This is a genomic window from Nocardia concava NBRC 100430 (assembly GCF_000308815.1).
GTDB classification, from domain to species: Bacteria; Actinomycetota; Actinomycetes; order Mycobacteriales; family Mycobacteriaceae; genus Nocardia; species Nocardia concava.
In genome coordinates, this window is the sequence record NZ_BAFX01000080.1 from 68509 (window position 1) to 89567 (window position 21059).

Genomic DNA, 21059 nt, shown 5'->3' on the forward strand with positions numbered 1-21059 from the left:
CATCGGTGCGGTCGAGACCGTTTCTCAGCGGGCGAGGCGCTTGTCCTGAGCGACATATGTTCTGGCGGTTGCGGCCTACCCACGAAGATCGGCCCCGTGACACACTGAGACACCCGAAATTTCGGAGGTCATCCATGCTCGAACCGCGTCAGGGTGGATTGCGGCGTCTGCGCCGCCGCACGTCCGAGCCGGCCGATCGGTTGCCGACCCGCACCGCAGTCCGCAATGCGAAGATCACCGCCCTGCCGGTGGCGTATGCGGCCCGGAAGATGGGCGGACTGGGACGGCGGGCCCTGGGCACTCCGTCGCGGGAGATCGAACTCGATATCCAGGCGCGCACCGCGCAGCACATGTTCGAGGTGCTCGGCGAGCTGAAGGGATGCGCCGCCAAACTGGGGCAGCTGCTGGCGCTCTACGAACTGGCACTGCCGCCGGAACTGGGCGAACCGTATCGCGAGGCCCTGACCCGCCTGCAGGATTCGATCCCGGCCATGCTGCCCACCGCGGTCGATGCCGCCATGACCGCGTCACTCGGTGAGCAGTGGCGAGATCGATTCGCGCAGTTCGATTCTCGCGCCGCGGCGGCCGCCTCGGTCGGCCAGGTGCATCGCGCGGTGTGGGCGGACGGCCGGCGGGTGGCGGTCAAGCTCATGTATCCGGGCGCACGTGCCGCGGTCGCCTCCGATCTCGAGCAGGTGCGCCGGCTCGCGCCGCTGGCAACGGTTTTCGTCCCGGATGTCGACGTGCGGGCCTTGGCCGATGCCTTCGCCGACTGCATCAGCGAGGAACTGGACTATGTGAAAGAGGCGGCGACACAACGGATCTTCGCCGCCGCCTACGCCGACGATCCGGATTTCCACGTCCCGGACGTCGTGCATCAGGAGGGCGATGTCCTGATCACCGAATGGCTCGACGGCATTCCCCTGCACCGGGTCATCGCCACCGGCGATCCGGCCGAACGCGATCGGGTGGGCCTGCTGGTGGCTCGCTTCGTCATGTCGAGTTCCGCCCGCACGGGCCTGATCTACACCGATCCGCATCCCGGCAATTTCCGCATCCTGCGCGACGGCCGCCTCGGTGTCGTCGATTTCGGTGCGTGCAGCCCGTTCCCGGCCCACTTCTCGGCCCTGTGCGGTGAGATCGGCGATGCCGCGCTCAATGGCGGCGACGCCGATCTCGAGGCGGCGCTGCGCAGTCACGGATTCATCCGCGCCGACCGCGAATTCGATATCGCCGCCCTGGTCAGGATGATCTCGCCGATCCGCGATCTGTTCTATCAGCGTGAGGTCCACCTGACCATGCCCTGGCTGCGCAGGCAGGTGCGCCGCGCCACCGAGCCGAGCCTGTCGAACGTCGCCCGCCAGCTGACCACGCCGCCGGAGTACACCCCGATCGGCCGCACCATCCTGGGCATGGCCGGGGTGCTGTGCCAGCTCGAGGTGAAGGGACCGCTGCGCGACGAATTCACCGCGCCGCTACCGGAATTGGCGGCCGCCGTGGAGCGCTTCCACCTCGGCGAGGGCCTCGCGACCAATGCTCAGGTACGCACCGTCGTCCCGTTGCGCGCTACAGGTGCATCCAGTTCTGCCACACCTGCGCCCACGGCTTCTTCTGTCCCGAGCAGGTCCAGATGGTGACGTCCTGGGTGTTGCCCTTGAATCCGAGCCGCGTGTCGACCTTGCCGACGGGTGTGACGTGCTCGAACTGGCTGCGCAGCACCGCCTCGTAGCCGCCGACGGCGATCACCACCGAGGCGTCGTCGGGTGGGGTGCCGAAGTAGCCGAAGCCGCGGCTGGGACTGTAGATGGGCGGCAGCTTCGACCGGCCCATCTGGTCGAGAGCGCTGGCCTGCCAATAGGTGTCGGTGATGATGATGGCGTGCGCACGTTCGGCCGCCGGTAATCCGTCATAGACGCTGGTGACCTCGTCGGTGAGCTCGTGCCAGCCGAAAGAGCCGTAGACGCCGATATTGATGGCCGCCTCGGCGTCGTCCTTGGGCGGACGCACCTCGTCCGCGGGCCGCCAGGGCGTCGAGTACAGCGTGAAAGCCGTTGCGCCCAGGGCCAATACGGCGACGAAGGCGGTCAGTATGCGCCGCCACAGTGGTTTCACCCGTTCGGCCGTGCCGACCACACCCACCGCGCCCGCGGCGATCATGACCGCGTACATGCCCGCCGCGTAGTAGATCCGCCCGCCGGTGAGCAGGAACGCCGCGTACAGCAGCAACAGGGTCACCGCGAGAAATCGATAGGGCCGCAACGTATCCCAGCGCAGCAGCACCCACAGCCCCCACACCAGCAGCAGCGCCCCCAGGTATCCGGCCAGGCTCACCGACATCGGCACGAACAGCAGCCGCCCGCCCAGAATCCCCTGCTCGGCCCCGATCACCCCGCCCATCTTCAGCTGCGGCCAGTCATGGTGCGCCTGCCACAGCAGTTCGGGCACGGTCGCGACCACCACGATCGCGCCGCCGGCCCACAGTAGCGGCCGCCGCACCAGTTCGCGCGGCCCGCACAGCAGGCTGCTCGCCGCGAGCGCTATCCAGAAGAACGGGATCAGCCACTTCACCTGCATGTCCACCGCGGTCACCAGCGCCGCGGCGAACAGCAGCCGGTCGTCGCGGGTGCGCACCCAGCGCACCACCAGCCAGGTGATGATCACCCACAGCGCCGTGTCGACCGCATTGGTGGTGAGCATGGTGCCCTGCAGCAGCAGGAACGGCGAACTCGCGTATCCGATCGCGGCCAGCAGCTGCGCCCAGCGCCCGCCCTCGAATTCACGGGCCAGCATGGCGCACAGCACGATCGCGGTAACGGTCAGCAGCACCGAAGGCAGCCGCAGCACCAGGAACGATCCGGGTGCGATGAGATCCATCAACCGCGACAGCAGCGGCAGCACCGGCCCCTGGTCGGCGTACCCGAACGCGGGCCGCCGCCCGGCCGCCAGGAAGTACAGCTCATCGCCGAAATACCCGTACCGCGACGCGGACAGCACCAGCACCACCGCCGCCGGAACGGCCACCGCCGCCACCGTCCACCACGCCATGGGCGGACGATCCGAGGCCTTCGCATGCCGCCCGGAACCGCTGGGCCGGGCCGGGCGATCCACCACATCGGTCAACGCGCACTCCTCGACGGCGGGTGATGCTGCGAACAAGCCGAATCTACAGCTTCTTTCCAGCAAACCCGAGACCCGGCGCGGATCGCCGTGCCGTCCTGTCAGGCGCTCTATACTCGATGCCGGTGTGATTGCCGCGCAACGCGTTTCAGCGAAGGAGGCCCGGCATGACCGAGCAAACCCCAGACACCAACCCCTACGGCACCCCGACCACCAGCGGTCCGGAGCCGATCCGCTCCTATCAGAACGTGCTCAACGCCTTCATCCGGAGCCTGCTCAAGGTGCCGTTCCTGGCTCCCCAGGTCGGCAAACGACTGGTCGTCCTGCACGTGGTCGGCCGCAAGTCCGGCAAGGTCTACGACATCCCGGTCGCGTACACCCGCCATGACGGCGACATCCTGATCGGCACCAGCAAACGCGCGTGGGTGAGCAATATCCAGAAGGGCACCCCGCTCGCCGTGTCGTTCGGCGGCCCGAAGCGTACCGCCGACGCCGAGGTGCTCACCGACGCCGAATCGGTGGTGCGGCTGACCGAGATCATCGCCCGCGACAACAAGCAGTGGGCCAAGTTCAACGGTGTCGGCCTCGACGCCCAGGGCAATCCGAACAAGGCCGACGCCTACCAGAGCTGGCAGCAGGGCACGGTGATCATCCGGCTCACCGTGCACTGAGAGCCCGTTCAAGGCACGAGGCGGGCCTGCACGTAGTCCTCGGCGTTCAGGCCCACCAGCACCTGCCGCACCAGCGGCGGCGCCCAGGACGCGGACGCGTCGTGCCCGAGCACCGGATCGGTGAGCGTCACCGTGCGACCCCGATGCTCGAATTCGAACGTGCCCGCGGCCCGGATGTTCTTGAGCCAGTCCACGTCCCGCCCATAGGTCAGCGCGATGCGATAGCCGCCGTCGCGCGGGAAGACCATGACCGGCGATCGGTACACCCGCCCGGACTTGCGGCCGCGATGGATCACGATCCCGAGGAACGGCGCGACCCGGGCCGCCACGCCCAGTACCGGATTGCTGATCTTCCGATTGATCTTCGCGAGTGTCCTGGGCAGCGGCATGATCTCGTCCTCCCTGACGAAAGCGATTGCGCCCCTGAGGCTACGCCGCGCCGGTTCCGGCCGCCCGGTATCGCCGAGAGCGCGGGCCGCGCCTCGCCCCGTGGGCCACGGCTAAGGTTCACCGCAGGGCGCCGGGTTGCGCGGCGCGGCGGAATGGAGGGCCCGGCCCATGTCGGAGATGATCGCGGTGTACGACAAGGCCGGTCGCCAGATCGGCTCGGAGGAGCGCGCGGTGGTGTACGCCGAGGGCATCTGGCACGCCAGCGCGGGCGTGCTGGTGCGGTCTCGTGACGGCTCGAAGGTGTACGTGCACAAGCGAACCGACACCAAGGCGGTCTTCGCGGGCATGCACGACTGCCTCGCGGGCGGAGTCCTGGATCCCGGTGAGGATCCGACGGAGGCCGCGATCCGCGAACTCGGTGAGGAACTCGGCATCGAACTGGGTCCCGACGACGACAAGCCGCTGCCCTTGGCGACCGCATCCTGGGACGGCGAGTGGGCCGGGCGTCCCATGCGCTGCCATCTGTTCGCCTACGAACTGCGCTACGACGGCCCGATCCGCCACCAACCCGAGGAGATCGTGGACGGCTGGTGGTGGACCGATGACGAACTCCGCGCCCACCTGGCGGACCCGTCGTGGCCCTTCGTCCCCGACACCCGCACCCTCATCCCCGACCTGCTGCGCTGACCCGCCCTACTCCGGAAACGCCGACGGCCCATCGAATCCCGCGCGATTCGATGGGCCGTCGTGGCTCAGGTGCTTACTTGGCGGCAGAGCCGGGGGCGCCGCTGCCCGAGAACAGGCCCTGAATGGTCTTGATCAAGACCGCGGCAAAGAAATCTTCTGCGGATCCGGTCACGCGCTTACTCCTCATCTGTGCAATGTCGCGTCGAGCATGTGAATCATGCACGGTTCACATTCGTGAGGGAGCGATTTCCGCGGGAAATTTCTCCCGGGCCCGACTGGAGCTAAACCGTAGAACTGGTTCCAACAGGCTTTATATCGATTTGATAAAAGTGTGACTTAGGTCACAGCATTAACCGGACGAAGCGCTCGAACCGGCCCACGCGGCGAAGGCTCCGGGGTTGCGGGTCTGCAGTAGCACCCGGCCGGGACCGGTGAAATCGAATACCAATCCCTCGCCCGATTTGAGCGATTGCAGCGAGCGGCCGGAGACCGCGCGCCGAATGGTGAAGTTCATCGCCAGGTCGTAGGCGACCACGTGCCCGGTGTCGATGGTGACCGGTTCACCGGGACCCAGATCGATGACGTCGATCGCCCCGAACACGCCCAGCACCACCTCGCCCTGCCCGTGCGCGCGCAATCCGAACCCGCCCTCGCCGCCGAACAGATTGGCCAGCCCGCCCCATTTGGCCTCCACGGTCACCCCGTGCGAGTTGGCGATCCAGCCGCCGCGGCTGATGAAGAACGGCCGGTCGGGCGTGATCGGCAGGGCGAGCATGTCGCCGGGTAGCGCCGGGGCCACGTCCACCCAGCCGCCCTGGGGCGGCGCGGTGAACGTGGACACGAAGAACGACTCCCCCGCCAGCACCGAGCGCTTGAGCCCGGCCAGGATGCCGCCTTCGGCCTTGGAGGACAACAGGACTCCCGCCGAGTGGGCCACCATGGCCCCGCTCTCCACGCGCATGGGCTCACCCCCGGCCAGGAAGCACCGCGCAATGGTCGACGACGGATTGTGCCGCAGTTCCACCTTCATGCCGCGAGATTAACAGCGCGGACCGGCGCGGGGGTGAACCTCACGTATGCGCTATTTGCCGCCCTCGGTGAGGGTGACCGGCTGTGCGGCGTAAGAACTTCCGGTGACGTCGACGCCCTGGGTCTTGAGCAGATCCAGCGCCTTGGTGATGTATTCGACCGAGTAGGCCGCGGCGTCGGGATCCTTGGTGAGGACGGTCTTGCCCTCCTGGTTCTTGGTGGTCTTGGCGATGGCCACGGTGCGGTCCCAGGCGGTCTTGTCGATCGCCCCGATTCCGTTGGGGGACGGCCAGATCAGCTTGTTCACCTCGGTGATCTGCCACTGCTGATGGCTGGCGCCCAGCGTCGATCCGGCGGCCACGGTCAGGTCGCGGCACTTCTCGACATTGTCGCGGCAGAAGGCCCAGCCCTTGAGCGAGGCCGCGATGAACTTCACCGTCTGGTCGGCGTACTTCGAGTCCTTCAGCTTCTCGGTATTGGCCCAGATGGCGTCCTGCAGCATGGCCACGCCGGCGTCGTTCCAGTCGATGGTGGCGAAATCGTCTGCGGTGTAGAGCTTTCCGGTGGCGGGGTTCTTCACCTCGAGCAGCTGCGCGTACTCGTTGTAGGACATGGCCTGGGCGGCGTCGATGTCGTGGGCGAGGAAGGCGTTCATATCGAACTGCTGCTGGACCAGGGTGACGTCCTTGGCGGGGTCGAGGCCCGCCTTGGTCATGCCCGCGAAGAGCTCGAATTCATTGCCGTAGCCCCAGTTTCCGACCTTCTTGCCCTTCAGGTCGGCGGGGCCGGAGATGCCGGCGCTCTTGAACGACACCTGTTTGGTGCCGGAGCGCTGGAAGATCTGGGCGACATCGGTGATGCCCGCCCCGGCCTCGCGGGAGGCCAGCGCCTTGGGCACCCACGCGATGGCGTAGTCGGCCTGGCCCTGGGCCAGCACGGTCTGCGGAACGATATCGGTTCCGCCGTCGAGGATCTGGACGTCGAGGCCCTGCTCCTTGTAGTAGCCCTGCGAGACCGCGGCCAGGTAGCCCGCGAACTGGCCCTGCTTGAACCACTGCAGCTGCAGCTTGACCTTGGTGAGTCCGTCGGAGGTGGTGGAGTTGTCGGTGGTGCTGCATCCGGACAGTGCGGCCACCGCCAGGGTGGCGGCCGCCAGCACGGCCCGGAAACGCAATCTACGGGTGGTACTTCTCATTTCGATCTCCCAGGGATGGTGCGGGGTCTGCGGGTGAGCTGCTCGAGCAGCAGCACGGCGGCCAGGAACACCAGGCCGAGGATCATGGCGGCCGCGACATAGGCCCAGGCGCGCGGGTAGGCGGTATTGGCGGCGGCGGAGGTGATGCGGCTGCCCAGGCCGTGCTGCAGGCCGCCGAAGTATTCGGCGATGATGGCCGCGATCACGGCGCCGGGCGCGGCGATGCGCAGGCCGGTGAACAGGTGCGGCAGCGCGGCGGGCAGGCGGACGGTGCGGGTGATCTGCCAGCCGGTGGCGGCGTAGGCATGCATCAGGTCGGCGTGCACGCGCGGGACCTGACGCAATCCGCGTGCGGTGCTGACGAAGACGGGGAAGAACACCACGATGGTGGCCACCAGGCGGCGTGGCAGGTCGGTGGTGGTGGAGTACATGGAGTTCAGCAGCGGGGCCAGCGCCACGATCGGGATGGCGGCGGCACCGGCGGCGAGCGCGCCGAGTACGCCGTTCACGACCTGGAAGCGGGCGGCGATGATGGCGGCCGCGATGCCGAGGAACGCGCCCGCGATCAGCCCGACCAGCGCGTTCTTGCCGGTGGCGACGGCCGCCTCGAGAATCGCGTGATGGTTGTCGCCGAACGCCTTTCCGATGGCGCTGGGCGAGGGCAGCAGGAACGACGGCACCCCCGCCGCGACGGTCAGCACCTGCCACAGGGTGAGCAGGGCGACGCCGAAAAGCACTGGCGGCAACCAGGTTTTGAGCACACGGGTCATCGGATGTCCCGTCCTGCGGTGCTTTTCGGCGCGCCTGCGCCGCCATGCCCCTCATGCAGGGCGGCGCGGACAGCGGCCACCGCGGAGAAGAACTCCTCGCTGGACCGCACATCGTCGTCGCTGTCGCGGTTCCAACCACCGGTCGACAGCACTTCGGTGATCCGGCCGGGTCGCGGTGACATGACCACGACGCGGTCGGAGAGGAATACGGCCTCGGGGATCGAGTGCGTGACGAAAAGCACTGCGGCCCCGGTCTCTTCGGCGATGCGCAGCAGTTCGCCCTGCATGCGTTCGCGGGTCATCTCGTCGAGCGCGCCGAAGGGTTCGTCCATGAGCAGCAGCGGAGGTTTGCGGGCCAGCGCCCGGGCGATGGCGACGCGCTGCTGCATACCGCCGGACAGTTCGGCCGGGAAGCGGCGAGCGAATTCGGTCAGGCCGGTGATCTCGAGCAGTTCGGCGCTGCGGGAGCGTCTTTCCTTCTTCCCGACGCCGTGCAACTGCAGCGGCAGCTCGATGTTCTCCTGCACGGTCCGCCAGTCCAGCAGTCCGGCCTGCTGGAAGGCGATGCCGTAGTCCTGGTCGAGGCGGGCTTTTCGCGCGCTCTTGCCGTGCACCACAACGGTTCCCGAGCTGGGCTGCTCGAGGTCGGCGACGATGCGCAGCAGGGTCGATTTGCCGCAGCCGGACGGGCCGATGAGCGAGACGAATTCACCGGCGGCGAGGGTGAGGCTCACGTCCTGCAGCGCGGTCACCTGTCCGGCGCTGAAGATCTTTCCCACGCCGGTCAATTCGACGGCGGGCACGGTGTCGACGGCCGGGTCCGACGCGGCCACGGATGTCTCGATGGTCACGGGGTACCTCCGAACGAAAGGGGTGGAGCTGAATTCACCGACGCGCTCCCGAGGTGTGGCCGGGGCGGGCGTAGCGGCGCAGCAGGAATTCCAGCAGTGCGACCAGGCCGGTGAGCACGACACCCAGCAGGGCGGCCGCGATCACGGCGGCGTACAGCCGGGCGGCGTTGCCGGTGGACTGCTGGGAGAACACGATGATCTGGCGGCCGATACCGCCCGCGGTCCCGGTCGAGATCTCGGCGACCACACTGCCGATCACCGCGGCGGCGGCGCCCAGGCGCAGGGCGGGCAGGATGTGCGGCACGGCGGCGGGCAACCGCAGGTGCAGCACTGTGGCCCACCATCCGGCGGCGCAGCTGTGCAGCAGTTCGACCGAAGCCTTTGCCGGAGACTGCAATCCGCGCAGAGTGCCAATGGCGACCGGGAAGAACACCAGGTAGGACGCGATCACCACGATGCTCATCCACGGCTGCCAGGGCTGCCCGCCGATATTGATCTTCCCGCCCCAGCCCGCGACCAGGGGTGCGAGCGCGATCAGCGGAATGGTCTGGGAGACGATCACATACGGCAGCAGTCCGCGTTCGACGAGCGTGAACCGCTGCATGAGCAGCGCCAGCGCAATGCCCACCACGGTGCCCAATCCCAGTGCGAGCAGGGCGAGTTCGAGGGTGAAGCCCGCCGTGCGCAACAGTGTCGCGCCGACGGTGGTCTTGCCGTCGCGCTCCCCCAGCACGGTCAGCACCGCCCACGAGTGCGGCAGCGCCGCGTCGGTGGTGCGCGGCAGCACCCGTTGGCCGCCGATACTGGCCCCGTTGGCGGGCACCAGCGCCTTCACCAGTTCCCACGCGCCGATCACCAGGACGAACGCGGCGACCGGATACAGCACCCGCCACGCGCCCCGGCCCACGCCGCCGAGCCCGCGGGCGGGAGGGGCCACCTGTACCTCGACGGCATCGGCGGCCCGGGTGACGGTGGTGGTGGTCATGATTCGGTCACCGTCGCCTCGATCGGATGGGCCAGGCGCGGCAGTACTGATTCGCCGTAGGCCTCGAGGGTGGAGGTCTTGGCGTCGTGCTGCAGGTAGACGGCGAACTGGTCGACGCCCATCGCCTCCAGTTCACGCAGGCGGGTCAAGTGTTCGTCGGGGGTGCCGAGCAGGCAGAAGCGGTCCACGATCTCGTCGGGGACGAATTCGGCGTGGGTGTTTCCGGCGCGGCCGTGCTCGTTGTAGTCGTAGCCCTGCCGCCCGGCGATGTAGTCGGTCAGCGCCTTGGGCACCTCGGAGTCCGAGCCGTAGCGCGAGACGATGTCGGCGACGTGGTTGCCGACCATGCCGCCGAACCAACGGCATTGCTCGCGTGCGTGTTTCAGTGCCGCGGCGCTGCCGTCGGTGATGTAGGCGGGCGCGGCCACGCAGATGGTCACGTCCTTCGGGTCGCGGCCCGCGCGCTCGGCCGCGGCCCGCACCCGGGCGATGGTCCAGGCGGTGATGTCCGGGTCGGCGAGCTGGAGGATGAACCCGTCGGCGACCTCACCGGTGAGATCCAGTGCGCGCGGACCGTATCCGGCCACCCACACCGGCAACCGCGACTTCTCCGCCCATGGGAAGCGAATGGTGGTGTCGCCCACCTTCGCGCTGCGGCCATTGCCCAATTCCTGGATGACACCGATGGATTCGCGCAGGGTCGCGAGGTTGGCGGGCCGCCCGCCCAACGTGCGGACGGCCGAATCCCCGCGTCCGATACCGCAGATGGTGCGGTTGCCGAACATGTCATTGAGGGTCGCGAAGGTGGAGGCGGTGACCGTCCAGTCGCGGGTGGACGGATTGGTCACCATCGGCCCCACCACGACCTTGCGGGTCGCGGCGAGGATCTGGCTGTAGATGACGTACGGCTCCTGCCACAGCAGGTGCGAATCGAATGTCCACACATGCGAGAACCCGTGCGTCTCCGCGATTCTCGCCAGCTCCACCACCCGTGACGCGGGTGGCGTGCACTGCAGCACCACACCGATATCCATGCGGCACTCTCCCCTCGTAGCTCGGGTGATCAGATGAGGTTCTGGGACAGCCCGCGTTTGACGAACCGGCCGTGGCCGGCGCTGCCCAGGTATTCGCCGCCATCGACGAGGACCCGTCCGCGCGAGATGACGGTGTCCACGTGACCGTCGATCTCGAAGCCCTCGTAGGCCGAGTGGTCCATGTTCATGTGATGGGTCTTGCCCAGGCCGATGCTGGTGTGCCCGTTCGGGTCGTAGATCACCACGTCGGCGTCCGCGCCCGGGCTGATGACGCCCTTGCGCGGGTACAGCCCGAACATGCGAGCCGGGGCCGTGCAGCACACCTCCACCCACTTCTCGAGCGAGATGCGGCCGTCCTTGACGCCCTGGAACATCAGGTCCATCCGGTGTTCGACGCCGCCGATCCCATTGGGGATCTTGGAGAAATCGCCGAGGCCGAGTTCCTTCTGGTCCTTCATGCAGAACGGGCAGTGGTCGGTGGCCACGGTGGTGACGTCGCCGGTGCGGATGTAGCGCCACAGTTCGTCCTGATGGCCTTCGGCGCGGGATCGCAGCGGTGTCGAGCACACCCATTTCGCGCCCTCGAAACCCGGTGCGCCCAGGTTCTCCTCGAGCGAGAGGTACAGGTATTGCGGGCAGGTCTCGCCGAAGACGTTCTGTCCCTTGCCGCGTGCCTCCGCGATCTGTTCGAGGGCTTGTTTGGCCGAGACGTGCACGACGTACAGTGGCGCACCGGTGTACTGCGCCAACATGATCGCGCGGTGCGTGGCCTCTTCTTCCATCTGCCACGGGCGGCTCACCCCGTGGTAGTAGGGCGAGGTCTCGCCACGCGACAGCGCCTGCTCGACGAGCACATCGATGGCAATCCCGTTCTCGGCGTGCATCATCAGCAGCGCGCCCAGGTCGCCCGCGGTTTGCATGGCGCGCAGGATCTGCCCGTCATCGGAGTAGAACACGCCCGGATAGGCCATGAACAGTTTGAAGCTGGTGACGCCCTCGGACACCAATTCGCTCATGCCCTTGAGGGATTCGGCATCCACCGACCCGATGATCTGATGGAACCCGTAGTCGACCGCGCACTTCCCGGCGGCCTTCTCGTGCCACAGCGCGAGGGTGTCCTGCACCCGCTCCCCCGGCTTCTGCACGGCGAAGTCGATGATGGTGGTCGTGCCGCCCCACGCGGCCGCGCGTGTCCCGGTCTCGAAGGTGTCGGAGGCCTCGGTGCCGCCGAACGGCAACTGCATATGGGTGTGGCCGTCGACGCCGCCCGGAATCACGTACTTCCCGGTGGCGTCGATGACGGTGTCCGCGGTGGCGGCCAGATCACTGCCCAACGCGGTGGATCCCGGCTGTAACACCGCGGCAATGGTCTCGCCATCGATCAGCACATCGAGTGCCTGGGATCCGGTGGCGGACACCACGATTCCGCCGTGGATGAAGGTCGTGCTCACGGCTCCACCAGCTTCCCGTAGGCATCCGGCCGCCGGTCCCGATAGAAGGCCCACCGGTCCCGCACCACCTTGATCAGATCCATATCGAGATCCCGGACCACGAGCTCGGGCGCGGTATCGGAGGCCACCTCCCCCACGAACTTCCCCTCGGGATCGACGAAGTAGCTGGTCCCGTAGAAGTCGTCGTCCCCGTACTCCTCGATCCCGACCCGGTTGATGGCCCCGATGTAGTACTCATTGGCCACCGCCGACGCGGGCTGCTCGAGCTTCCACAGATAACTCGACAATCCACGCGAGGTCGCCGACGGATTGAAAACGATCTCCGCCCCAGCCAAGCCCAGTGCCCGCCACCCTTCCGGGAAATGCCGGTCGTAACAGATATAGACGCCGACCTTGCCGACCGCGGTATCGAAAACCGGCCAGCCGAGATTTCCGGGCCGGAAGTAAAACTTCTCCCAGAACCCGTTGACGTGCGGAATGTGGTGCTTCCGGTATTTACCGAGGTAGGTCCCATCGGCGTCGATCACGGCCGCCGTGTTGTACAACAGCCCCGGCTGCTCCTGCTCGTAGACAGGCAGCACCATCACCATGCCCAGCTCGCGCGCCAGCGCCGCGAACCGCTCGGTCGTGGGCCCGGGCACCGACTCGGCATAGTCGTAGAACTTCGTGTCCTGCAACTGGCAGAAATACGGTCCGTAAAACAGCTCCTGAAAGCAGATCACCTTGGCCCCGGCCGCAGCCGCCTGCCGCGCATAGTCCTCATGCGCCTTGATCATGGACTCTTTATCGCCGGTCCAGTTCGTCTGCACCAGCGCCGCTCGAACGATTCCCATGCCTTGTGATACTGCACCTGAAACGAACACGCTTGTGTTACAAGTTGATAGAAACAGTTTCGTGACCGTAAATCCTTCGCCCCGGCTCTCGGAGCCGCCCGGCCCGGCACGCAGAATCGCACTGTGACAACCGAACTCGGACCACCACACGCGGCCGGGAACGACGACACCGCCGCAGCTGACGCCGACGCCACGCCCGCGTCAGCCAAACCCGCCATGGAATCCGCAGGCGAAACCGCAGCCGACCTGGCGTCCGCCGCCCATGACCGCACTGCGGCGGGCATAGCCGCGGGGATCAGCCACCGCATCCGCTCGGGGGCGCTGCCACCCGGCACCCGCCTGCCCACGGTGCGTGACGTCGCGCGGGAGCTCCGGGTCTCTCCGGTCACCGTCAACCAGGCCTGGCGTGCACTGGCGGCGGCGGGAGCCATTGTCGCGCGCGGCCGCGCGGGCACCTTCGTCGGAGACAACCCGCACCCACCCCATCCTCCCGTCGGTCGCTATCAGCGCCTACATCCTCAGTCCGACAACACTTTCCGCGTCGACCTGTCCCGCGGCACCCCTGATCCGCTCCTACTGCCCGAGCTCACTGCGGCCTTACGCGACCTGGGAGCCACCGCCCTCGACGGCCTGTCTGCCACCTACCTGGGCGAGGCGGTCCTCCCGGAGCTGGAGGCCGCCGTCCGCGCCGACTGGCCCGCCCGCGCCGAACGCCTCACCATCCTCGACGGCGCGCTCGACGCCGTGGACCGGCTGCTGGCCGCCCATGTCCGGCTCGGCGATCCGGTGGCGGTCGAGAATCCTTGCTTCCCACCGTTTCTCGACATGCTGTCCAGGCTCGGCGCCCGTCCCATCCCGATCGACCTGGACGAGCAGGGACTCCTGCCGGACCGGCTCGCCGCCGCACTGGCAGCCCACGCGCCAGTGGCCCTGCTGCTCCAGCCGCGCGCGCAGAATCCCACGGGCGCATCCTTTTCCGCCCAGCGCGTCCGCCAACTGGCCGACGTCCTGGCCGACGCGGCCGTCACCGCCGGCACCGCCCCGCTCCTCATCGAGGACGACCACAGCGCCGGCATCACCCATGCTCCCCTGCGCTCACTGGCCACCCGTCTGCCAGCCCGCACCGTCCACATCCGCTCGTACTCCAAATCCCACGGCGCGGACCTGCGCCTGGCAGCCGTCGGCGGCCCCGCCTGCTACCTCGACCCCGTCCTCGAACGCCGCATGCTCGGCCCCGGCTGGTCCTCGCGCCTGCTCCAGCGCGTCCTGCTCCACATGCTCACCGACGACACCGCCCGCACCACCGTCGCCGACGCCCGCACCCGCTACCGCGCCCGCTCCGATGCCCTCCGAAAATCCCTCTCCCGCCACGGCATCCACCTCCCCCGCGGCGACGGCATCAACCTCTGGTTCCCCGTCGCCGACGAGAACGCCGCCATGATCTCCCTGGCCGCCGCCGGCATCAAGGCGGCCCCCGGCGGCCCCTTCGAGGTGACCGACCACCCCCACACCGACCACCTCCGCCTCACCGTGGCTGCCCTGACCGACGCCGAGATTCCCGAGGTGGCACGCCATCTCGCCATCGCCGCGGCCGCCGCCCCGACCTACCGTCGTGTCCGACGTCCGTGATGCATCCCGCCCAGTGGGCAGCTACGTGATCATCCTCGCGCGGGCACGCTAGGAACGAGGGTGACCCGTTCACGAGGAGGAACCGCCATGGACCAGTTGGAAACCCGGCTCGCGTTGCGGGGGCTCACCGACCGCTACGCCTCGCATGCGGACCGCCGCCGCTATGCCGCCATCGCCGAACTCTTCACCCAGGACGGCAGATTGGTGATCGAGTGGGGTGGCGGGCAGCCGACCACTACGGTGCGCGGCCGTGCGGAGATCGAGGCGGCTATGAAGCCGCTCGATCGGTATCGCGTCACGCAGCACGTGATCGGCAATCAGCTGCTCGACTTTTCGGGGGACGTGGTGCGTGGTGAAACGTATTGCACCGCTTCCCATGTCTACGACGACGGGGGCGGCTCCCGGGTGTTCGTCATGCACATCCGGTATTTCGATACCTTTGCGCGGGACGGGCAGGGGTGGCTGTTCCGGGAGCGGCGGCTCGCCGTCGATTGGACCGAGGATCGGGCTCTCACCAGTCCCAGCCCCAGGTGACGACGGTCCAGGTCTGCATGGAGAAGGGGACGTCGCACCAGGCTTGCGAATGGGTTGGGCCCCAGGCGACATTGCCCCAGCGGTCGTAGTGGGACCACCAGTTCCACCAGGACCAGCAGGTGATGTGGACTTGATGCCAGACGCCGAGGCCGCATTGGGAGTAGGCGCCGGTGCCCCATTCGGGGGTCACCGAGCAGTATCCGGGCGGCTGGGCTTGGGTGGCCGGTGCGGCCATCAGGGCGCCGGAGGCGAGCAGTGTCGCCGTGGCGAATCCGACCATCGTGCGCTTCATCGCGTTCATGACAAACCTCCACTGGGCGTGGGGCTCGTATTCGCCCCGACCCGTGCAGGTCCCACGCATGGTTCCGAGTCCGGTGACCGCCAGGCATACGGCCACCATCTATGTGATGACCATCACTGCCATAGCAGGGTCCGTTACAGCCGCCGCACGGCCGCCGATGCCCTCAGAGATGATCGATATCGATAGACGTTCCAAGGAGGGGTACATGCGCACCATCACCCGAAGCGTCACCCGCGCGGCCGTCGCCGCCGCCATCGCCACCGGCGCCCTGGCCGCCACCACCGGCACCGCCAGCGCCGACGACTGGCCAGTCCAGCAGCCCAACAGCCCGATCTACGTCTTCGAGGCCAACAACTTCCTGACCCCGTCGGACCTCGACTACTGGAACCCCTTCGTGGACAAGGCGCGGTTGACCTCCCCGTACGGGAACAGCACCCGCATCGTCTGCACCGGCTTCCACGGCGTCACCACCAGCTGCTTCCAGGCCGACGCCGACGGCAACCCGCATCAGCTCAAGGCGCTGCCGATGAACTTCCCGAATTTCACCGGCTACCTCGCCCCCGGCGGCGGCGTCAAGCACTGGGTCTACCCCGGCTTCGTCCCCGGAAGCTGAGCAGCGACACGGCAGTTCGAGCAAGCGAAAGGGCCCGCTTCCGAGAAGGAAGCGGGCCCTTTGCTTTCCGGCTCAGAGGTACTGGCCGGTGTTCGACTCGGTGTCGATGGCGCGGCTCGCGCTGGCGTTCTTACCCGTCACCAAGGTGCGGATGTAGACGATGCGCTCGCCCTTCTTACCCGAGATCCGAGCCCAGTCATCGGGATTCGTGGTGTTGGGCAGGTCCTCGTTCTCGGAGAACTCGTCCACGATCGAATCGTAGAGATGCTGGATGCTCAGGCCCGGATTGCCGGTTTCCAGGACCGACTTGATCGCGTACTTCTTGGCCCGGTCCACGATGTTCTGGATCATGGCGCCGGAGTTGAAGTCCTTGAAGTACAGGACTTCCTTGTCACCGTTGGCGTAGGTGACCTCCAGGAAGCGGTTGTCCTCGCTCTCGGCGTACATGCGATCCACCACGCGTTCGATGGTGGCCTGCACGCACTTGCTGCGGTCACCGTCGAACTCGTCGAGATCGTCGGAGCGCAGCGGCAGTGTGTCGGTCAGGTACTTGGAGAAGATGTCCATCGCCGCTTCGGCATCCGGACGCTCGATCTTGATCTTCACGTCCAGGCGGCCGGGCCGCAGGATCGCGGGGTCGATCATGTCCTCACGGTTGGAGGCACCGATCACGATCACGTTCTCGAGACCCTCGACACCGTCGATCTCCGAGAGCAGCTGCGGCACAACGGTGGTCTCCACATCGGAGGAGACACCCGAACCGCGGGTGCGGAAGATCGAGTCCATCTCGTCGAAGAACACGATCACCGGGGTGCCCTCGGACGCCTTCTCACGAGCCCGCTGGAAGATGATCCGAATGTGGCGCTCGGTCTCACCCACGAACTTGTTGAGCAGCTCGGGACCCTTGATGTTCAGGAAGAACGACTTGGCTTCCTTGGCATCCTCACCACGCGCCTCGGCGATCTTCTTCGCGAGGGAGTTGGCAACGGCCTTGGCGATCAACGTCTTACCGCATCCGGGCGGACCGTAGAGCAGCACACCCTTGGGCGGGCGCAGCGCGTACTCGCGGAACAGATCCTTGTGCAGGAACGGCAATTCGACGGCGTCGCGGATCTGCTCGATCTGGCGCGAGAGACCGCCGATGTCGTGGTAGTCGACGTCGGGCACCTCTTCGAGCACCAGATCCTCGACCTCGGCCTTGGGAATCCGCTCGAAGGCGAATCCGGCCTTGGTGTCGACCAGCAGCGAATCACCCGGGCGCAGTTTGCGAATCGGGCGATCCGGATCGTCGAGATCATCCACGTCGACCAGCGCGGACAGCGGCCCGGACAACCAGACCACCCGCTCCTCGTCGGCGTGCCCGACGACCAGGGCGCGACGCCCGTCGTCGAGAATCTCACGCAGCGTGCCGATCTCGCCGATGGCATCGAAACCGCCCGCCTCGACCACGGTCAGCGCCTCGTTGAGACGTACGGTCTGCCCGTATTTGAGGATGGTGGTGTCGATATTCGGCGAACACGTCAGCCGCATCTTGCGCCCGGAAGTGAACACGTCGACCGTCTGATCGTCGTACACGCCGATGAGGATGCCGTAGCCCGAAGGTGGCTGGCCGAGGCGATCCACTTCCTCGCGGAGAGCGACCAGCTGCTGGCGCGCTTCCTTCAAGGTGTCCATCAGTTTGGTATTGCGAATCGTGAGCGAATCGACGCGCGCTTCCAATTCCCGTGTGCGATCCGGCGTGTCGGCGAGTTGCCTCCGGAGTGCAGCGGCCTCGGCGCGTACTGCCTCGAGTTCCCTCCAGGCCGCCGAGTCCGAATGTTCGATGGGGCTCATGATGCTGCTCCTCCCAGTCCCGGTCTATCAACGCTACCGGGCTCTAACCGTTCCCGCTTTCCGACATGGTTTCGTCGTGATCACATCTAGGCTGCGGCCGACGTGCCGAGCAGGCATGTTAGCCTGCCCTAACCTGTTTCCGGCGAGTTAATCGCCGGCCGAGCCGAAAGGTGCCGTTGATGCTCCTTCCCACCAGTCGTACTCCTGGTATGCGCAACGTCACGCGGACGCTTCGTGTTTCCTCGAGCACTCTCCGTGTTTCTGTGGCTACCGTCGCGGCCTTCGCGGCCGTTACGGCAACTCTGACCGGCTGCGGCTCCGACGACAAGGGATCTTCGTCCCCGTCCTCATCCGCCGCGACCGGTTCGTCGGCCGCCGCAGCCGCGCCCGCGCCGACCGCGGCAGCCCTGCAGAGCGTCCTCACGGCCTTCGCCGACCCGGCAAAACCGGCTGCCGACAAGGCCAAACTAGTCGTCGACGGCGACAAGCGTCTCGGAAATATCGACACCATGAATCAGGGGCTTGCGCATTACCAGGTCGGATTCACCGTCGGTGAGATCAAGCAGGACGGGACCAAGGCGGAGGCGAAAGTGTCGGTGACCTCGCCGCACGGCACCATGCCCGATGTCCCGATGACGTTCCAGTACAGCGACGGCACGTGGAAGCTCTCCGACGCCGGGGCGTGCACCGTCCTCGGCATGGCCCGCGCCGCCTGCCAGTAATACCCATCCGATATCACGAAAGGCCCGTTCGTTCATGCTCGCTCGTTCCATTCGTCTGTCTCTGTCCGTCGCCGCGGTCGCGGTCGCTCTCACCTCGGGCGCGGGCCTGGCCTCCGCCGACACCGCCGCGCCCTCGGCCGAGGAGCTGCAGTCGACGCTGACCCGCTTCACCGACCCGTCGGTTCCGGCCGCGGACAAGACGAACCTCATGATCAACGGCGGTGCGCGGACCGCCAATCTCGAGAAGATGAACCAGGGCCTGGCCAACTACGGCACCATCGGCTGGACCGTTTCGGGCGTACAGGCCAACGGCGACAACGCGAATGCCTCGGTCGCCATCTCCTCCCCGCACGGCACCATGCCGGGCGTGCCGATGACCTGGCAGCACACCGACGCGGGCTGGCAGCTGTCGGAGAGCACCGCGTGCACCATCCTCGCGATGGGCAAGGCGCCCTGCTGAGTCCGGTGCCGGATAGCCTGCGTCGATTGCCATACAGACGAGATCGGCTCGCGAGAGCCTGAATTCGACAACGCGCCCCCGCCATCGATCGGCGGGGGCGCGTTCGTTCCGGTCCGAATTCGGCCGGGAAATATATTCTTCGGCGTCTCAGCCCTTGGACGGACGCCGCTGCGGCTTGGGCGCGGTGACGCCGTCGGCGAGGCGGCGAGCCTTCACCAGGAAGGCGGTGTGGCCCTGCATGCGATGCTCCGGACGCACGGCCAGACCCACGACATGCCAAGGGCGAACCATGGATTCCCAAGCGGTCGGTTCGGTCCAGCAGCCCTGCCGGCGCAGCGCTTCGACCACCTCGGAGAGCTGGGTGGTGGTGGCCACGTAGGCCAGGAAGACACCGCCGGGGATGATCGCCTTGGCGACCGCGTCGAGGGCGTCCCAGGGCTTGAGCATGTCCAGGACCACGCGGTCGACCTGCTCGCCGGAGTACTCGCCGACATCGCCGAGGGTGAGTTCCCAGTTGGCGGGGCGTTCGCCGAAGAATCGCTCGACATTCTTGACGGCGTGCTCGGCGTGGTCTTCGCGGATCTCCCAGGAGATGACCTTGCCCTCGGGGCCGACCGCGCGCAGCAGCGAACAGGTCAGCGCACCCGAACCCGCACCGGCCTCGAGGACCTTCGCGCCGGGGAACATATCGCCCTCGTGCACGATCTGGGCGGAGTCCTTGGGGTAGATGACCGCCGCGCCGCGCGGCATGGACAGCACGTAGTCGGTGAGCAGGGGGCGAAGCGCCAGGTAGGGGGTGCCCTTGGCGGAGTTCACCACGCAGCCCTCGTCGGCGCCGATGAGGTCGTCGTGGTTGATGTGGCCGGCGTGGGTGTGGAACTCCTTGCCCGCCTCCAGGATCACCGTGAACTTGCGCCCCTTGGCGTCGGTCAGCTGTACCCGGTCACCGATCTGGAAAGGGCCGGTCCGTCTGGCCGTCATGAATCTCCGTCCTACGTGTCGTGGTTCTTCTACAAGAAACGTGCGTCGCTGCGATATTGCGGCGTCGAATGTGCCCGCACCTTGTCGGTGCCTGCGTTTAGCCTGCCAGGTATGTCGGTTGACGTGATCAGTACCCCGGAGACAGAGCGGTTCGGTCCGCGTGGTCCCGCCTTGTCCCCTTCGCGCGCAATCGATTTCAAGCAGTGCCCGTTGAAGTACCGGCTGCGGGTCATCGATCAGATACCCGAGCCGCCCTCGAAGGCCGCCGTGCGCGGCACCGTGGTGCACGCCGTGCTGGAGGCCCTGTTCGGGCTGCCCGCCACCGAGCGCGATGTCGAGGCCGCCACCGCGCTCATCGGCCCCGCCTGGGCCGGCGTGCGCGAGTCCCGGCCCGAGGTCGAGGGGCTGATCCCGGATGCGGAACTCGACGATTTCCTGGCCGAGGTCCGCAAGCTGGTCGGCGTCTACTTCCGGCTCGAGGACCCGACCGGGTTCGAGCCGGAGTCGTGCGAGACCTTCATCGAGGCCGAGCTGCCCGACGGCACGCCCCTGCGCGGGATCGTGGACCGCCTGGACCGCTCGGCCGAGGGTGACCTGCACGTCATCGACTACAAGACCGGTCGCGCCCCGGGCCTGGCCTACGAGACCAAGGCGCTGTTCCAGCTCAAGTTCTACGCCCTGGTCCTGCTGCGCACCCAGGGCCGGGCGCCCGCCGAACTGAAGCTGATGTACCTGGCCGACGGCGTCACCCTCACCTACAAACCCGACCCGGACGAGCTGCTGCGGTTCGAGCGGATCCTCTCGGCGCTGTGGGCGGCGATCGTGACCGCCGCCGAGACCGGAGAGTTCCCGCCCAGCCCGGGCTGGATGTGCCAGTACTGCGATTTCAAGCGACTATGCCCCGAATTCGGTGGCACCACACCGCCTTTCCCGTCCGGTGAGGACGAGCCGGCCTACGACCCGTCCTGACCGG

Annotated in this window: 22 protein-coding genes; 9 read left to right on the forward strand and 13 right to left on the reverse strand. The window is 67.3% G+C overall.

Translation table 11 applies throughout. The annotated features are described in order from the left end of the window. Positions 1-134 precede the first annotated feature (134 nt). Positions 135-1637, forward strand: coding sequence for an ABC1 kinase family protein (locus ON43_RS18335; RefSeq protein WP_051178632.1), 1503 nt, complete (start codon positions 135-137; stop codon positions 1635-1637). Here the strand turns inward: ON43_RS18335 and ON43_RS46820 are convergent. Beyond that, positions 1567-3111: an ArnT family glycosyltransferase gene (locus ON43_RS46820; RefSeq protein WP_281033323.1), complete on the reverse strand. Its 1545-nt coding sequence runs from the start codon at positions 3109-3111 to the stop codon at positions 1567-1569. The two genes, ON43_RS18335 and ON43_RS46820, sit on opposite strands and share 71 nt — an antisense overlap. A 173-nt stretch (positions 3112-3284) precedes the next feature. Between ON43_RS46820 and ON43_RS18345 the strand changes: the two genes are divergently transcribed. Beyond that, entirely contained in the window at positions 3285-3788 is a 504-nt protein-coding gene (locus tag ON43_RS18345; RefSeq protein ID WP_051178634.1) for a nitroreductase/quinone reductase family protein, read from the forward strand. 8 nt (positions 3789-3796) lie between these two features. Here the strand turns inward: ON43_RS18345 and ON43_RS18350 are convergent, their stop codons facing one another. Beyond that, entirely contained in the window at positions 3797-4177 is a 381-nt protein-coding gene (locus tag ON43_RS18350; protein WP_040809044.1) for a nitroreductase family deazaflavin-dependent oxidoreductase, read from the reverse strand. 169 nt (positions 4178-4346) lie between these two features. On the opposite strand from ON43_RS18350, the gene ON43_RS18355 reads away from it, so the two are divergent. Continuing rightward, entirely contained in the window at positions 4347-4865 is a 519-nt protein-coding gene (locus tag ON43_RS18355) for an NUDIX hydrolase (RefSeq protein ID WP_040809046.1), read from the forward strand. A 349-nt stretch (positions 4866-5214) separates the two neighbouring features. On the opposite strand, the gene ON43_RS18360 is transcribed toward ON43_RS18355, so the two are convergent. From ON43_RS18360 to ON43_RS18395, 8 genes are read right to left on the reverse strand one after another with little or no spacing between them, the layout of a single operon-like run. Beyond that, positions 5215-5895, reverse strand: coding sequence for a TIGR00266 family protein (locus ON43_RS18360; protein WP_040809048.1), 681 nt, complete (start codon positions 5893-5895; stop codon positions 5215-5217). Positions 5896-5946: 51 nt separating this feature from the next. Further along, positions 5947-7089: an ABC transporter substrate-binding protein gene (locus ON43_RS18365; RefSeq protein WP_040809049.1), complete on the reverse strand. Its 1143-nt coding sequence runs from the start codon at positions 7087-7089 to the stop codon at positions 5947-5949. Then, positions 7086-7859: an ABC transporter permease gene (locus ON43_RS18370; RefSeq protein ID WP_040809051.1), complete on the reverse strand. Its 774-nt coding sequence runs from the start codon at positions 7857-7859 to the stop codon at positions 7086-7088. The genes ON43_RS18365 and ON43_RS18370 overlap by 4 nt, the downstream gene beginning before the upstream one ends. After that, on the reverse strand, positions 7856-8710 hold the full coding sequence (locus ON43_RS18375) for an ABC transporter ATP-binding protein (protein WP_051178636.1): 855 nt from the start codon (positions 8708-8710) through the stop codon (positions 7856-7858). Before ON43_RS18375 ends, ON43_RS18370 begins: the two co-directional genes overlap by 4 nt. A 34-nt stretch (positions 8711-8744) precedes the next feature. Further along, positions 8745-9695 carry an ABC transporter permease gene (locus ON43_RS18380; RefSeq protein WP_083913513.1) on the reverse strand — a complete coding sequence of 317 codons (951 nt, stop codon included), beginning with the start codon at positions 9693-9695 and terminating at the stop codon, positions 8745-8747. Next, positions 9692-10729: a TIGR03842 family LLM class F420-dependent oxidoreductase gene (locus ON43_RS18385; protein WP_040809052.1), complete on the reverse strand. Its 1038-nt coding sequence runs from the start codon at positions 10727-10729 to the stop codon at positions 9692-9694. The genes ON43_RS18380 and ON43_RS18385 overlap by 4 nt, the downstream gene beginning before the upstream one ends. Positions 10730-10758: 29 nt before the next feature. Further along, positions 10759-12180 carry a dihydropyrimidinase gene (gene hydA, locus ON43_RS18390; protein WP_040809054.1) on the reverse strand — a complete coding sequence of 474 codons (1422 nt, stop codon included), beginning with the start codon at positions 12178-12180 and terminating at the stop codon, positions 10759-10761. After that, positions 12177-13013, reverse strand: coding sequence for a nitrilase-related carbon-nitrogen hydrolase (locus ON43_RS18395; RefSeq protein WP_040809055.1), 837 nt, complete (start codon positions 13011-13013; stop codon positions 12177-12179). Before ON43_RS18395 ends, hydA begins: the two co-directional genes overlap by 4 nt. A 123-nt stretch (positions 13014-13136) precedes the next feature. Between ON43_RS18395 and ON43_RS18400 the strand changes: the two genes are divergently transcribed. Continuing rightward, complete coding sequence (locus ON43_RS18400; protein WP_245568655.1) at positions 13137-14642, forward strand: aminotransferase class I/II-fold pyridoxal phosphate-dependent enzyme; 1506 nt, start codon at positions 13137-13139, stop codon at positions 14640-14642. Between the two features lie 87 nt (positions 14643-14729). After that, positions 14730-15176 carry a nuclear transport factor 2 family protein gene (locus tag ON43_RS18405; RefSeq protein WP_040809057.1) on the forward strand — a complete coding sequence of 149 codons (447 nt, stop codon included), beginning with the start codon at positions 14730-14732 and terminating at the stop codon, positions 15174-15176. On the opposite strand, the gene ON43_RS18410 is transcribed toward ON43_RS18405, so the two are convergent. Further along, a complete protein-coding gene (locus ON43_RS18410) occupies positions 15154-15477 on the reverse strand; it encodes a hypothetical protein (RefSeq protein ID WP_040809059.1) in 324 nt (107 codons plus the stop codon). The two genes, ON43_RS18405 and ON43_RS18410, sit on opposite strands and share 23 nt — an antisense overlap. Positions 15478-15682: 205 nt before the next feature. On the opposite strand from ON43_RS18410, the gene ON43_RS18415 reads away from it, so the two are divergent. After that, the gene (locus ON43_RS18415; protein ID WP_040809061.1) at positions 15683-16090 is read left to right on the forward strand and encodes a hypothetical protein; all 408 of its coding nucleotides are present in this window, start codon (positions 15683-15685) and stop codon (positions 16088-16090) included. 72 nt (positions 16091-16162) lie between these two features. Here the strand turns inward: ON43_RS18415 and arc are convergent, their stop codons facing one another. After that, entirely contained in the window at positions 16163-17923 is a 1761-nt protein-coding gene (gene arc / locus ON43_RS18420) for a proteasome ATPase (RefSeq protein ID WP_040809063.1), read from the reverse strand. A gap of 263 nt (positions 17924-18186) precedes the next feature. Between arc and ON43_RS18425 the strand changes: the two genes are divergently transcribed. Both ON43_RS18425 and ON43_RS18430 read left to right on the forward strand, forming a co-directional pair. Further along, a complete protein-coding gene (locus ON43_RS18425) occupies positions 18187-18645 on the forward strand; it encodes a WKL family lipoprotein (protein WP_040809065.1) in 459 nt (152 codons plus the stop codon). A 34-nt stretch (positions 18646-18679) separates the two neighbouring features. Continuing rightward, positions 18680-19105: an MTB12 C-terminal domain-containing protein gene (locus ON43_RS18430; protein WP_040809067.1), complete on the forward strand. Its 426-nt coding sequence runs from the start codon at positions 18680-18682 to the stop codon at positions 19103-19105. Positions 19106-19252: 147 nt separating this feature from the next. On the opposite strand, the gene ON43_RS18435 is transcribed toward ON43_RS18430, so the two are convergent. Beyond that, a complete protein-coding gene (locus tag ON43_RS18435; RefSeq protein ID WP_040809069.1) occupies positions 19253-20086 on the reverse strand; it encodes a tRNA (adenine-N1)-methyltransferase in 834 nt (277 codons plus the stop codon). 111 nt (positions 20087-20197) lie between these two features. Between ON43_RS18435 and ON43_RS18440 the strand changes: the two genes are divergently transcribed. After that, positions 20198-21055: a RecB family exonuclease gene (locus ON43_RS18440; RefSeq protein ID WP_083913514.1), complete on the forward strand. Its 858-nt coding sequence runs from the start codon at positions 20198-20200 to the stop codon at positions 21053-21055. Positions 21056-21059: the final 4 nt, after the last annotated feature.

What these genes read in the sequence shown, in the direction of transcription:
- ON43_RS18335 (WP_051178632.1), top strand. Translation starts at nt 135, where the DNA reads ATGCTCGAACCGCGTCAGGGTGGATTGCGGCGTCTGCGCCGCCGCACG.
- ON43_RS18345 (WP_051178634.1), top strand. Translation starts at nt 3,285, where the DNA reads ATGACCGAGCAAACCCCAGACACCAACCCCTACGGCACCCCGACCACC.
- ON43_RS18350 (WP_040809044.1), bottom strand. Translation starts at nt 4,177, where the DNA reads ATGCCGCTGCCCAGGACACTCGCGAAGATCAATCGGAAGATCAGCAAT.
- ON43_RS18355 (WP_040809046.1), top strand. Translation starts at nt 4,347, where the DNA reads ATGTCGGAGATGATCGCGGTGTACGACAAGGCCGGTCGCCAGATCGGC.
- ON43_RS18360 (WP_040809048.1), bottom strand. Translation starts at nt 5,895, where the DNA reads ATGAAGGTGGAACTGCGGCACAATCCGTCGTCGACCATTGCGCGGTGC.
- ON43_RS18365 (WP_040809049.1), bottom strand. Translation starts at nt 7,089, where the DNA reads ATGAGAAGTACCACCCGTAGATTGCGTTTCCGGGCCGTGCTGGCGGCC.
- ON43_RS18370 (WP_040809051.1), bottom strand. Translation starts at nt 7,859, where the DNA reads ATGACCCGTGTGCTCAAAACCTGGTTGCCGCCAGTGCTTTTCGGCGTC.
- ON43_RS18380 (WP_083913513.1), bottom strand. Translation starts at nt 9,695, where the DNA reads ATGACCACCACCACCGTCACCCGGGCCGCCGATGCCGTCGAGGTACAG.
- ON43_RS18385 (WP_040809052.1), bottom strand. Translation starts at nt 10,729, where the DNA reads ATGGATATCGGTGTGGTGCTGCAGTGCACGCCACCCGCGTCACGGGTG.
- ON43_RS18395 (WP_040809055.1), bottom strand. Translation starts at nt 13,013, where the DNA reads ATGGGAATCGTTCGAGCGGCGCTGGTGCAGACGAACTGGACCGGCGAT.
- ON43_RS18405 (WP_040809057.1), top strand. Translation starts at nt 14,730, where the DNA reads ATGGACCAGTTGGAAACCCGGCTCGCGTTGCGGGGGCTCACCGACCGC.
- ON43_RS18410 (WP_040809059.1), bottom strand. Translation starts at nt 15,477, where the DNA reads ATGAACGCGATGAAGCGCACGATGGTCGGATTCGCCACGGCGACACTG.
- ON43_RS18415 (WP_040809061.1), top strand. Translation starts at nt 15,683, where the DNA reads ATGCGCACCATCACCCGAAGCGTCACCCGCGCGGCCGTCGCCGCCGCC.
- arc (WP_040809063.1), bottom strand. Translation starts at nt 17,923, where the DNA reads ATGAGCCCCATCGAACATTCGGACTCGGCGGCCTGGAGGGAACTCGAG.
- ON43_RS18430 (WP_040809067.1), top strand. Translation starts at nt 18,680, where the DNA reads ATGCTCGCTCGTTCCATTCGTCTGTCTCTGTCCGTCGCCGCGGTCGCG.
- ON43_RS18435 (WP_040809069.1), bottom strand. Translation starts at nt 20,086, where the DNA reads ATGACGGCCAGACGGACCGGCCCTTTCCAGATCGGTGACCGGGTACAG.
- ON43_RS18440 (WP_083913514.1), top strand. Translation starts at nt 20,198, where the DNA reads ATGTCGGTTGACGTGATCAGTACCCCGGAGACAGAGCGGTTCGGTCCG.